The 12,553-nt window shown below is 61.0% G+C and carries 11 protein-coding genes and 2 pseudogenes; 8 read left to right on the forward strand and 5 right to left on the reverse strand.

Features of this window, described 5'->3' with window-relative positions; translation table 11 throughout:
* The first annotated feature begins 13 nt into the window (after nucleotides 1-13).
* The 8 genes from AC1DRE_RS21390 (at nucleotide 14) to AC1DRE_RS21425 (ending at nucleotide 7,532) form a co-directional block, all read left to right on the forward strand.
* Nucleotides 14-1,399 (forward strand): MFS transporter, encoded by a 1,386-nt coding sequence (locus AC1DRE_RS21390; protein ID WP_476986507.1) that lies wholly within the window; start codon nucleotides 14-16, stop codon nucleotides 1,397-1,399.
* Complete coding sequence (locus tag AC1DRE_RS21395) at nucleotides 1,396-2,586, forward strand: FAD binding domain-containing protein (protein ID WP_476986508.1); 1,191 nt, start codon at nucleotides 1,396-1,398, stop codon at nucleotides 2,584-2,586. Before AC1DRE_RS21390 ends, AC1DRE_RS21395 begins: the two co-directional genes overlap by 4 nt.
* A gap of 28 nt (nucleotides 2,587-2,614) precedes the next feature.
* Nucleotides 2,615-3,052 (forward strand): cupin domain-containing protein, encoded by a 438-nt coding sequence (locus tag AC1DRE_RS21400; protein ID WP_476986509.1) that lies wholly within the window; start codon nucleotides 2,615-2,617, stop codon nucleotides 3,050-3,052.
* The gene (locus AC1DRE_RS21405; protein ID WP_476986510.1) at nucleotides 3,049-4,026 is read left to right on the forward strand and encodes an amidohydrolase family protein; all 978 of its coding nucleotides are present in this window, start codon (nucleotides 3,049-3,051) and stop codon (nucleotides 4,024-4,026) included. Before AC1DRE_RS21400 ends, AC1DRE_RS21405 begins: the two co-directional genes overlap by 4 nt.
* On the forward strand, nucleotides 4,023-5,141 hold the full coding sequence (locus AC1DRE_RS21410; protein WP_476986511.1) for an NADH:flavin oxidoreductase/NADH oxidase: 1,119 nt from the start codon (nucleotides 4,023-4,025) through the stop codon (nucleotides 5,139-5,141). The genes AC1DRE_RS21405 and AC1DRE_RS21410 overlap by 4 nt, the downstream gene beginning before the upstream one ends.
* Before the next feature lie 50 nt (nucleotides 5,142-5,191).
* Nucleotides 5,192-5,929, forward strand: coding sequence for a VOC family protein (locus AC1DRE_RS21415; RefSeq protein WP_476986512.1), 738 nt, complete (start codon nucleotides 5,192-5,194; stop codon nucleotides 5,927-5,929).
* Nucleotides 5,920-7,227 carry an MFS transporter gene (locus tag AC1DRE_RS21420; protein ID WP_476986513.1) on the forward strand — a complete coding sequence of 436 codons (1,308 nt, stop codon included), beginning with the start codon at nucleotides 5,920-5,922 and terminating at the stop codon, nucleotides 7,225-7,227. Before AC1DRE_RS21415 ends, AC1DRE_RS21420 begins: the two co-directional genes overlap by 10 nt.
* A 71-nt stretch (nucleotides 7,228-7,298) precedes the next feature.
* Complete coding sequence (locus AC1DRE_RS21425; protein WP_476986514.1) at nucleotides 7,299-7,532, forward strand: hypothetical protein; 234 nt, start codon at nucleotides 7,299-7,301, stop codon at nucleotides 7,530-7,532.
* A gap of 1,304 nt (nucleotides 7,533-8,836) precedes the next feature.
* Here AC1DRE_RS21425 and AC1DRE_RS21430 read toward each other — a convergent pair.
* The 5 genes and pseudogenes from AC1DRE_RS21430 to AC1DRE_RS21450 form a co-directional block, all read right to left on the reverse strand.
* A pseudogene (locus AC1DRE_RS21430) lies at nucleotides 8,837-9,778 on the reverse strand (integrase core domain-containing protein); the annotation flags it as partial.
* Between the two features lie 901 nt (nucleotides 9,779-10,679).
* Entirely contained in the window at nucleotides 10,680-10,892 is a 213-nt protein-coding gene (locus AC1DRE_RS21435) for a hypothetical protein (protein WP_476986515.1), read from the reverse strand.
* 133 nt (nucleotides 10,893-11,025) lie between these two features.
* Complete coding sequence (locus AC1DRE_RS21440) at nucleotides 11,026-11,640, reverse strand: NADPH-dependent FMN reductase (RefSeq protein ID WP_476986516.1); 615 nt, start codon at nucleotides 11,638-11,640, stop codon at nucleotides 11,026-11,028.
* 147 nt (nucleotides 11,641-11,787) lie between these two features.
* Entirely contained in the window at nucleotides 11,788-12,240 is a 453-nt protein-coding gene (locus AC1DRE_RS21445; RefSeq protein ID WP_476986517.1) for a GNAT family N-acetyltransferase, read from the reverse strand.
* A 44-nt stretch (nucleotides 12,241-12,284) separates the two neighbouring features.
* Nucleotides 12,285-12,553: pseudogene (locus AC1DRE_RS21450) on the reverse strand (NADP-dependent oxidoreductase); the annotation flags it as partial.

A 12,553-nucleotide genomic window follows, 5' to 3' on the forward strand; every position in this document is an offset into this window, starting at 1 on the left:
AAGGACGACGCACGTGACACAGAACAAACAAATTCCGGTGATGACCCCTGGCTGGCGACAGCAAATCACGCGGGTGCAATGGCTCGTACTGTTCGGCACCACCATGGGATGGGCGCTCGATGGCTTCGCCGGCAGCCTCTACGCTCTTGTCCTCGGCCCGGCCATGACAGACCTGTTGCCGCACTCCGGCATCGTCGTCAGTTCAGCTCAGATCGGCGTCTACGGAGGCCTGACAGTGGCCCTCTTCCTTGCGGGGTGGGCCACGGGTGGAATCCTCTTCGGCGTGTTGGCAGACTACTTCGGACGCGTCCGCGTCCTCTCAATCGGTATCCTCACCTACGCAGTCTTTACGGCCGCTGCAGCTTTCGCGGACACATGGTGGCAGCTTGGCATACTGCGTTTCGTAGCCGGCCTCGGGTCAGGCGTCGAAGCCCCGGTCGGGGCGGCACTAGTAGCTGAAGTGTGGCGTAACAGGTACCGTGCCCGCGCCTGCGGGGTCATGATGTCCGGATATGCAGCCGGGTTCTTTATGGCAGCGCTGGCGTATGGCCTGCTCAGCGAAAACGGCTGGCGCTTCATGTTGGTTCTGGCTGTTGTTCCGGCGTTTCTGGTCTGGTTCCTGCGCCGCTACGTTCCGGAACCGGAAGAGATCAAAGACGTTATCGCCAGGCGTAAGGAACGCAAGGGCAAAACCTCGCGCCTACCAGAAGACGAGTTCGTTCTCCGCAGGCTTCTTTCGCCACCACATCTGCGGGCAACACTTATCTGTACTGCACTGGCCACCGGGGCACTTCTCGCCTTTTGGAGCGTCTCCACCTGGTACCCACAGATCATCCGCGACATGACGGCCGCGGAATCACTCCCAGCGCAGGAGGCGAACCACCGGGTCGCCGTCTCGTCCATGCTATTCAATGCGGGTGGAATTCTCGGCTACGCATCATGGGGCTTCATTGCCGACGCCATTGGACGCAAGAAGGCATTCCTGGTCAGCTTCCTCATTTCCGGGGTCAGCGTCGCTTACCTGTTCCCCTTTGAGCACTCCTACGCCACGTACCTGACCGTCATTCCCATCGTTGGCTTTGGCCTGTTCGGCGCCCTGTCCGGGAACTTCGTCTACGGACCAGAAATGTTCTCACCAAGCATGCGGGCAAGTGGCATCGCCCTCGCGAACAGTATTGGCCGCTACGTCACCGCGGCTGGCCCGCTTGTCGCAGGTGTCATCGCAACCTCGTGGTTTGGCGGCAACCTCGGAGTGGCAACAGCTGTCTTGGCCGCCACGGGAATCATCGCGCTCATTGGCTTGTATTTTGCCCCCGAAACCCGCGACACGGAACTACCAACGGATGCCCCAGCAGGAACCCCTGAAAACCACCCCACAATGAAAGGAACTTCAGCATGAGCGGCTATGAAGGTTCGCGCGCACTTGTAATCGGAGGATCGATCGGCGGATTAACAGCTGCCCTGCTGCTCCGAGACTTGGGATTTGAGGTCGACGTCTACGAACGGACACCCACAGACCTGGACGGACGTGGGGGCGGCATAGTCCTGCAACCGGACACCCTGCGATGGTTCCGGGAACGCAGCTCCCAGCGGCCGGAAGATGTCAGTACAACGACAAACTGGGTTCAATACATCGACGCCGAAAACCGCATCATCGACCGGGACGCCCGGTCATGGTCCCATACATCCTGGGGCACGTTCTACAGGGCCTTGCTCTCCGACTTCGGACGCGACCACTACCATCTAGGCGAGTTCGCCTGCGGCTTTGACCAGGACGAGGACTCAGTCACCGTACGGTTCGTCAGTGGCCGGGAAGAAAAGGCCGCGCTCGTTGTCATCGCTGACGGCATTACGTCGGCCAACCGGGCCCGGATCGACCCGGATGTCACCCTTGACTACTCCGGCTACATCGGATGGCGCGGGACCGTCGACGAGGCAGACCTTTCGGCGGAAACCGCAGGCCTGCTCAACGACGCCGTCACGTACAACGTCGTACCCCACTCCCAAATCACCATGTATCCCATCCCGAGTGAGAGAGGACTTGGGAAGGGGCAACGGCTCATGAACTACGTCTGGTATCGCAACGTTCCGGAAGGTCCCGAGCTCGATGAAATGCTGATCAGCAAGCAGGGATTCCCGGGTAAGGTCTCCGTGCATCCCAACCAGGTCCAGGACCGGTACGTGAACGAAATGCGCGAGGCCGCCTCCCGGCTGCTCGCGCCAGCCGCAGCTGAACTGGTCACCTCGACAGAGTCGCCTTTCATCCAGGTCGTCTGGGACTCGCGGGCTTCGAAGATGGCCCATGGTCGCGTCGCACTTATCGGAGACGCCGCCTGCTCCGCCCGGCCACACGCCGCCGCCGGCACAGCCAAGGCCGCCGCCGATGCGTGGGCCCTCAGCGACGCACTGACGGCCGCGGCAGGCAATGTTGCCGAAGCGCTGGAGAAATGGGAGCCGAGCCAGCTCGAACTGAGCAGCAACCTGCTCGCACGTGTAAAAGCCATGGGCGAGCGGTCACAGTTCACGAACACCTGGACCCCGGGTGACCAGGATCTTCGATTCGGTCTTTACGGGCCCGGACGCTAAGCGCAACAACCTAAGAAAGGGCTTCACCATGACTACCAACTTCCTGAGCGATCTGCCCCTTGCAGGAACCCTCATCGGAGAGAACTACGAGGGATGGTCCGAGGACCTCCACAGCGAGTTCGAAACCCGTGCCTTCGACGGCCAGGTCGGTTCCAAGCTGCTCAGCCAAAACGACCGGGTCAGGGTCTGGGAAATCCGGCTCGCGCCGGGTGAACGCTGGCACGCCCACCGCCATGTTCTTGACTACTTCTGGACCGCGGTCAACGCCGGCAGCAGCCGGCAGCACACCCATGACGGCACAACCCGTGATGTCTCGTACTCCGCCGGAGAGACCCGGCACTTCCACTTCGGCAACGCGGAGTACCTGCTTCACGACATTGAGAACGTCGGTCAGACCGACCTGGTTTTCACCACCGTCGAACACCTCGACTCCCATAACGAGCCACTGCCGCTGGACGCGGCATGAGCGCGGATTTGATCGACGTTCACGCCCATTGGCTACCGGCGGACTTGTTCGAACTCCCGTCGGGCTCCCCCTATGGAGCCATGCGGGACCAAGACGGGGAGTTGTTCCTGGGAGACCTGCCATTGTCCATCAGGACAGAAGCCATGAGCGACGTCAACGCGATCATTGCCGACATGGACTCCCATGGCATCTCGCGCCGGGCCCTGTCGCCACCGCCGTTCGCCTTCGCTGTGAACTCATCATCCGAGGACTACATCGATGAGTACAACGCGAGCCTTTCAAAAGTGGTCGGTGATTCCTTCGGTCGTCTAGCCGGCCTGGGGCTGACCAGGCTCGATGACGCGTCGGCTGCCGAACGACAGGTCGGCGACGTTGCCAAGGCCGGTGTCCTCGCCGGGGTGGCCATCCCTCCGATCCTGAGGGGAGAATCGCTGGACACCGGTGTGCTTCGGGCCGTTCTACGTTCAGCGGCCGAGCACCATCTGGCAGTGCTCGTTCACCCAATGCAGCTGCCGCGTCCTGAATGGTCCTCCTACTACCTAGCCAACCTCATCGGGAACCCGGTGGAGACAGCAACGGCGGTGGCATCCGGAATCTTTGGCGGCGTCCTGGAAGAATTGCCTGATCTGCGGATCTGCTTCGTCCACGGCGGGGGGTGTGCTCCTGCCATTCTGGGCCGATGGTCACACGCGTGGCAGGCCCGGGCCGATGTCCGGGCGGGCAGTTCCGCTGATCCGCGGGAACTCTTCCGCTCCGCATACTTCGACACCGTCACGCACGACCGGAACACACTCGACCTGCTGGCATCACATGCCGGCGAGGACCGGATCCTCTGCGGAACGGACTACCCGTTCGACATGGCAGAGACCAACCTCCCCGCCTTCGTGGACAACAGCGGATTGGACCGCGCCGCACTGCAGCGTAGCGGACAGACATTCCTGGGCATCGGCGCACCAGCGACGGAGCCGAGATGACTCAGTTGTTCGATCCCATCACTCTGCGTGGACTCACGATACCCAACCGCATCTGGATGTCTCCCATGATGCAGTTCTCCTCCTATCCGTCCGGACCCGAAACCGGCGCAGCAACTGATTGGCACTTCCAGCACTTCGCAGCCCGCGCACTGGGCGGTGCAGGTCTGGCCATGGTCGAAGCAACCGCCATCAACCCGGAGGGGCGAAGCAGCCGATACGATTTGGGCCTGTGGAACGACCGGCAGGCTGTGTCCCACCGCAAACTCATCAGTTTCCTGCACGAGCACGGGACCGCGGCCGGCATCCAGTTGGTCCACGCCGGCCGCAAGGCAGCCACCGGCCGCCCTTGGGAACAGGGAAGCTGTGAAGGAAGCAATTGGGAGCGTGTGGGGCCCAGTGCCGTGCCGTTTGGGAGACTGGCGGCTCCGAAGGAACTAACGCGCGCGGAAATCCATGCTCTCGTCCAGGACTTTGCTCAAAGCGCCCGACGGGCCAATCTGGCGGGCTTTGATGTGTTGGAACTCCATGGGGCCCACGGCTACCTGATCCACCAGTTCCTTTCGCCGGCGTCCAATCAGCGCACCGACGAATACGGCGGGGCTCTGAGCAACCGGATGAGGTTCGCGGTGGAAGTCGTTGACGCAGTGCGGCAGCAGTGGCCTACGGAGAAACCGCTGTTCTTCCGCGTATCAGCTACGGACTGGCTGGCCGGTGACACCGATGATGAACGCTACGGGTGGACCAGGAACGAGTCGGTCTTGCTCGCAAAAGAGTTAAAGGACCACGGAGTCGACCTGTTCGATGTCTCCACCGGAGGCATAGTGCCGGACGCGAAAATTCCTGTACGACCAGGCTACCAAGTGGAATTCGCCGAACAGATCCGCGAGGAAGCGTCCATCGCAACTGCGGCGGTAGGGCTCATCACGGAAGCCGACCAGGCCGCCCGGATCGTTAGCTTCGGCCAAGCAGACGCTGTGTTCCTTGCCCGGGAACTGTTGCGCAACCCCAACTGGGCCCGGCAGGCGGCTGAGCATCTAGGTGAACCGGCGAGGTACCCCCACCAGTATTCGCGGGCTTTCAGCGGACCAGCCCAGACCGCATTGTCACGGTCATGACTCAGTACCCACCGCAAAAGAACCCGCAAAGAATCAATAAGGAGCCATAAGTGATCACACTCGATCACATCGCTGTCTGGTCTGACAACCTGTACCGCACGACCGTGGAACTCAGCCGCCAAACCGGCATCGGTTCTTCCGACGGCGGCTACTTCCCCGGCCTGGGGCTGGGCCAAAAGATCATCTCACTGGGCAACCACGTCTACATCGAAGTAGAGAGCATCGTTGATCATCGGATGATCACGGACCGCGGGCCCATGGCTCTTGAACTGGAGCGACAAACAGCTTCCGGCGATTGTTTTGCCGGACTGTGCCTTCGCACTGACTCCATAGACGAGATCCACGAATTCGCCAAAGTCCACGGACTCACGCCAATGGAAGGAATATCCGGCGGAAAGGTCTCCATGGTCCCCTCGGCGGATAAACCGCCGATTCCTCATACTCCCGATTTCTGGAATTCCTGGCGGCTGGGGAAGCCGAACCTCTACTACGTTTCGGACCTGAGCAGGCATTCCAGCCTGGCACCCATCCAGGAAGGAACCGGCGACGTCAAAGGCGGCGGCGTCACATCCATCGAAATCGGCGGCACCGAAGCCAACCTCCAGAAGTGGCTGGGCGATATCGCCAGCACAAAAGAGCTCGGCACCGAAATCATCTACAACGGCGGACCCGAGGGGCTGTGCGCGGTCACCTTCGACTCGTCCATCGGGCCGCAGACCATCCGGCTAAACCCCATCACCCTCTCGGCCCACGCATCAGAGAAACGACAGGAGACAAAATGTCAATAACCATCGCAGTCGTCGAAGGTCAAGTAAAGGCCCGGAGGGTGCGTCGTGCTGCTATCTCCGGATTCTTTGGTAGCGCACTGGAATACTACGACTTCATCATCTACGGCACCGCCGCGGCCCTTGTATTCGGCAAAGTGTTCTTCTCGGACATGTCCGGTGGAGCGGGGGCTCTGGTATCCGTCGCGACATTCGGCGTCGCCTACGTCGCTCGTCCATTCGGTGCAATATTCTGGGGCCACATTGGTGACCGTTTGGGCCGCCGGCTTGCCCTACTGTTGTCCATCGGCCTGATGGGTTGCGCCACCTTCTTTATCGGTATCCTCCCCTCCTACCAAACGATAGGGTTGGCAGCACCACTTCTTCTTGTTTTTCTCCGGCTCCTGCAGGGCATCTCAGCAGGCGGAGAAGTACCGGGATCCAGCAGCCTGACCGTAGAACACGCCCCTGACGGCAAACGAGCGTTCTATACGGCCTTCTCCATGAGCGGCATGCAGCTCGGAATGTCGCTGGGCACGCTGGTCTTCCTTCCCCTCGCCGCGATGCCACAGGAGCAGTTACTTTCCTGGGGATGGCGGATTCCGTTCCTCCTCAGCGGCGTCCTGACCATCGTCGCTTACCTCATGAGGCGGAACCTTGAAGAACCCGAAGTCTTCAAAGAGGTACGTGAGGAAGGAAAAACGGATTCCCTGCCCATCGTGACCCTCCTGCGTTACCACTGGAAGGCCACGCTCCGCGTACTCATTTGCAGCTGCATCAACGTCGTGGGGACCATTTTCAACGTCTTCACCCTGGCGTACGTAACGCAGAACCATGGCGTATCCAGCGTCATCATGCTGGTAGCGGTGTCCGCGGGCAACATAGGCGCCGCGGTCATGGCACCCATAGTGGGCATATGGGCGGACCGTTTCGGACGCCGCCCCATCTACATAATCGGCGCCCTGGGTGCCAGTTCCACACTGTTCGTCCTCTTCAACGCTATCGACTCGGGCAATGTCATCCTTCTGCTGGTCGCGGCGGTCCTGGGAATCAGCCTCTTCTACAGCATGGCTATCGGCGTCGGTGCCGCCTATTATGCCGAGCAATTTCCTTCGAAGGTGCGGTACACGGGAATGGCCGTGGGCCTCATGCTCGGACTGGTGGCTGCCGGTTTCGCCCCGACCATCGCCCAGGCTCTTGGCGCCGGGCCAAGCTCCTGGCAGCCGGGAGTATGGCTGTGCTTGGCTGTGGGGATCCTTGGCGCCATCGCGGCCTTTGCAGGGCCGGAAACCAGCCACAAGACCACGCGTGAGCTGGGATAACAGCCACACCCGCAACAGGTTTCCACAGAGACAGCGAAATAGGCTGGCATGCCCGACGACGGATCAGAACGATGACCATTTTCAAAGAATCAGAATCATCGCTGGCGGTTGACGCCGACGATCCGGACACCCTTAACAGCGACCTCTGCCGAGCGATCGAAATCGCAGAGCTTGAGGCACAACTCATGGGGGGCGCGGGTGTACTGATCACCCAACACGACTACTGGTCCTTCACCGTGGTACCAACATTCGAGGTTCCCTTCGGCCAAAGAAGTGAACAGCGGCAATGGCTTTCCTTTGCCTAAAGAATCCAAACCGGCAGGCGATTTGCCTACGGGGCGGTCAATCAATAGGCCTCCGCGAGCCCCCTTCGTCAACGCGACACCCATAAGCACCGGAACCTCCCGCATCTCGCAACGCGGGAGGTTCTGGTTTTCGCCTCATTCTACAGTTGGAGCCCTCGCTTGTTGGACGACAGGGGGGACCCTCGCCGGCTTCAGTGCGTCCGAACGAGGAGCGAAGCGGCGAATGGTGCTGCACAGGGTAGAACTCACGCTGACGCTATTGCAGGTACCCCCGGAGAGGCTTCCGCTGACGCGAACTTCCTAAGAAACCGACAGTCTGGGCCGCAAAGTCATGTCGCTGAAACAGAGAAATTCATGAGGTGGTGTCGGCAGAGCCAACAGGAAGGGACCAAAATGCAGGTCGAAAAGCCGACCGTGGACAAAGGTGTGGACAATGTCCACACCCCCTTTGGCCGGACAATCACGCGATGAGCGCACTCTGCATGGTTTGCAGAAAGCTATCCGATGAAAATCCAGAAAGAGGATCCGGCTTGGTCGTGCCGTCACCACAAATCTGGGCCACAAATGAGTGACGGCCGGCGACTGGCCACCGGAACAACAAAAAGAAGGACACAAAACTCCTAGATTCCAGCAAGCGGAAGGCCCATCAGATAGGGTCTGATCCCGCCACCCACACGACCGAACAGGCCACCGCGGCGCCAGCCACAGACCGCGCCAATGTCAGAGGGACGGCGGAGGGGTCAATGTCCACACATTAAAGCAAAAACCCCTCTGACGAGGGGTTATGCGTGCCCGAGGTGGGACTCGAACTGCATTCCCGCCCCTGCAAACGCTGGGCTCCCGCGGAAACATGCGGAATCCGGCCCGGTCCGACCCCAGTACGACCCAGTCCGACGGCCAAAGTGTGCACAATGTGCACACGGCACTTTCCCAGCTTCAAAGTGTGATGTCTCGGGACATGGGTGACAGTTCTGCATCAGGAGATCGGTGACATTTCGTGTATCTGGACTTCGGTGACGGTTGTGGGTTGTTTCACGGTGCGTCCTGGGGGTTTGCCGTTGCCGACTCTTTTGGTCCCGGCCGGCGGGCAGGGGTAAGGACGTGATGTGGGTGCCCTGGTCATCGAAGAACTGGATCGTCGCGGTGTCCCAGAGCGCGTGGATGCACTGCCGGGCGTAGGGTCTGCCGATCATGTAGACCACGCTGTTGATCGTGACTCTGCCGTTGGGGTAGGCGATGCGGGTGGCCTGGCCACTGCCACGGGTCCCGTCCTGTGGGAGGGCCGGGACAGGTTTCGGGTGCGGTGGCTCGGCGGCCGGTGTGGCGTCCCATGCTTGTCGCGGGGTGATCCGCCCGGGCAGGCCCTGGTGCGGGCGTTCGGTGTTATAGAGCTGATCGAACGCGTCGACCTGCTCCTGAAGCTGTTCAAGGGTCCCGGCGAGGGGTTGTTTGTCCAGGAACCGGAACAGGGTCTGATGGAAGCGTTCGTTCTTGCCCTGCGTGGTTGGTTTGTACGGTTTCCCGGTGATCGCCTCGATGCCTAGGGAGGTGACGTATGTGAGGAGCCGGCCTTGATGGCCCCGCCGTGAAGGGTTCAACGCGGCCCCGTTGTCCGTGAGCAGTTTCTGCGGTACGCCGTGCGCGGCGATCCCCTTCTTCACGACCGCGATCGCGGCCTCGGATGTTTCCCCGGCGGCGACGTGGGAGGCGACCGCGAAACGGGAGTGGTCATCGATGAGCTGGAAGATCACGCATTTACGGCCACCGGTGAGGACGTACTCGGTCGCATCCAGCTGCCACAGACAGTTCGGGGCAGGGTAAACGAAGCGGCGGTACGCGGCCCGGGGCTTCTTCCGTGGCTCCAGCCTCGCGACACCGCTTTGACGGAAGATTCTGGCCAGCGACGCGACCGAGGGCACCGGTTCCAGGCCCATGGACTTCATCTTCTCGAACACGCTGATCGGTCCGTGGTCCAGGCCCGAGCGCTCCAACGCCGCCCGCACCCCGAGTGCCTGCTCGTTGGTCTCATCACTGATCCTGGACGGGCTCGTGCGCGGCCGGCGGGACCGCGGTTCCAACGCTGCAGCCGGGCCCTCGGCCCGGGCCCGGCCCAACAACACGTAAAACGTCTTACGGGAGATGCCATGCTCGGCACAGAACGAGGTCACGGCACCACGCGGCGCATCAGCCGGCCACTGCGAAATCGCTAAACGGACACGAGGATCAACAGGCTCAACTCCACTCATCCACCCATCAGAACGGTAGAAGTGTCACCACCAAGAACCTCGGAAGTGTCACCGATGTGCTGATGCAGAACTGTCACCCATGTCCGGAGACATAACACGACCCAGTCCGACGGCAAAAGTGTGCACATTGTGCACACCCCCAATCTGCCGTTCTACGCACTCCGAAACGCCACCCGCACTCCCCACCTGAGGGAACGCGGATCTTCTTTGCGCTGGAACTTCGGACGGCTTGCTCCGTCCTTCGTTGTGGGTGACGCTGTCCAGCAGGGACCGACCAGCAATGGCCACCAGAGCCAACCAACAAAGTTGAACTTTATGGCGGCCGCCTCCTTCACCCATGTCATGAGCGCGTCGGCCAACACCCACATGACTCACCCGAGAACGTTGCGACACATGTGGCCGATGACGAACTCCCATGCCAGCCCGGCCCACACCCCCACGGACATATCATCCGGTATCGGCGTTTGTTTTGCCCCGGGGGAGGGGCCTGAAAAGCGCCCGGGGAAGTCGCTTAAGCCTGCTTGTGCTGGGCCGGAAGCTCGATGTCCTGCTGCTTCCTCCAACTCGTCGTTCTCGATCTAAACGGATGTTTCGTCACTGCCGAAGATCATGCGCCTTCACTGATGTCATGGATGTCGCCATTCCATCCAGACTCAACTAAGGCCATGAAGTCCGTAAAGGACAAGGTCGAGTAGTAATCGACGTAACGCAGGGGGCTGCTCTTCCTGTAAGAACCGCCAGTAGCATCAGGCGTTTTCACTGGGGGCTCCAGTCCGCTTTTTCGCCCAAACCGAAATCCACGTTCTCGGAGTCCCTCTCCTGGTGGCTTTCAACGTCATCGTCTCCTCTGGCCTAGCGGCTCGCTGCATGCCACCAACAGTAGTATCAAGTTAGGTTACAGTCAATGGTTGTAACCTAACTGTTCCAATCCAAAATGCAGCAGCGGGAACTGCCTGCCAAAGTCTTCATTGTGATGAACGTTAGCGAGGGCGCCTTCGACGGATTGAGATGCCCTGGACGCTGGTAAGAGAGTCTTGCCCTTGGACGCAATCGGGTGGCGATAACGTTGATGCCCGACCTCGACCGGAATGCTGCGGCCGAGGCCGGGCGCCACTAGTACCACTCTTCACCTGTCAGTTTGGGTGCAAAGGCATCAGTAACCGCTGGCACGGGGCCGAGGGTACCGGCCGGCCTTCCCGCCAGAAACCTGGGGGCCCCGGTCGTCGTACATCCGGTGGTCGGGGAGCCTATCGGGAGAGCTTCTGGGCGTCCGGATGTGTATCACCGATATGTCCGGGAGCGTTTGCCGCCAGGACCCGCTCCACGAAGGCACCGTATTCGTCCATGTAATGACGCAGGAACGCTGCGGTGGACTCGTCTGATACTGCTCCGTCATCGCCGAAGAATTCCGGTTTGAATTGCACGTAGGCTTCCGGAGCGTTCAGCTGTGGGGCGTCAAGGAAGCTCAGAACCGCGCGCATTGTGGATTGCATGACGGCGGTGCCGATGCCTCCGGGCGAGGCGCCGATGATGCCGCTTGGTTTGCGGGCGAACGAATTGGATCCCCAGGGGCGGGAACCCCAGTCGATGGCGTTCTTCAAAGCCCCCGGGATGGAGCGGTTGTATTCGGGCGAGATGAAGAGGATGCCATCGCAGGCCTCGATGGATTCCTTCAGCGCGCGTCCTTCAGGCGGGAAGTCGGCGTCGTAGTCGTAGCTGTACAGGGGGAGATCTTTGATGGGGATCTCGGTGAATTCAAGGTTGCTCGGCGCTAGCTTGATGAGGGCCTTGGACAGCGTGCGGTTAATGGAGCCGCTGGCCAGGCTGCCGACGAAGTAGCCAATTCTGTAGGTTGCTGCCATGAGCTTTATCCTTCCTAGGGCCGGCCGCGGCCGGCATGTTATTGGTGAGGCCGCGCATGCGTGAATGCACGGCCACGGGCACTAATGAATCATCAGGGGCTGGTTGGACGGTGACCATGGCGGGGGCATACGGGCACAGGGTTTGGTCTAGGAGCGATGTGACCCTCTGCTGACTCCTGGGTGCTTGGGGTCGATGAGGTCGGCGTACTCGGGGTTGTGCTCGATGAACGTGCGCACTATCGGGCACATGATGGTGACCGTCTTTCCTTGCCCGCGGACATCATTGAGGACGCGTCGGATCACCTCGGTGGCGATGCCCTGTTTACGGAACTCGGGGAACACTGAGGTGGCCAGCAGCACGAGTCGGTCGTCGCCGGCGACGTTGTAGGGCAGGCCGGCGACCACGGTGTCGCCGAGGATCGCCTCGTAGATGCCGGTTTCCTCGTCGTTGATAAAGTCGAATGCAGGCGCATGGGGATCACCAGTTACCTCGTCGATGAGGGCGGCCTGGTCCTGGCTGAGGGTGCCATTCCCGTCGGTGCATCCGTCCTCGCCGGGACACTCTAAGACGTAGCGGGTCGCTTCGGTTGCGTCGGTCATGGGCTGTCCCTTCATGATGGTTTGTCCGGAGGTGTGCCTGTCCTCTACGGACGCACGCGGATGATCGTCTTGCCGCCCCGTCGTTCGGTCGGGTTGAGGGCAGCGACGGCATCGTCGAGGTTGGCGATGTTGCCGATGTTCGTCCGCAGTCGTCCGTCCCGCACCCGCTGTACGATCTCACCGAGTTGTGCACGATCAGACTCGACAACGAAGTCGACTGCCAGGCCATCCGTAGGCCGCGCTTCGACCGGCCCAGTGACGCTCACCAGCGTTCCTCCGGGCCGAATCAGACCCGCGGACTGCTTCTGGATGT

This window comes from Arthrobacter sp. P4_H3 (assembly GCF_056400885.1).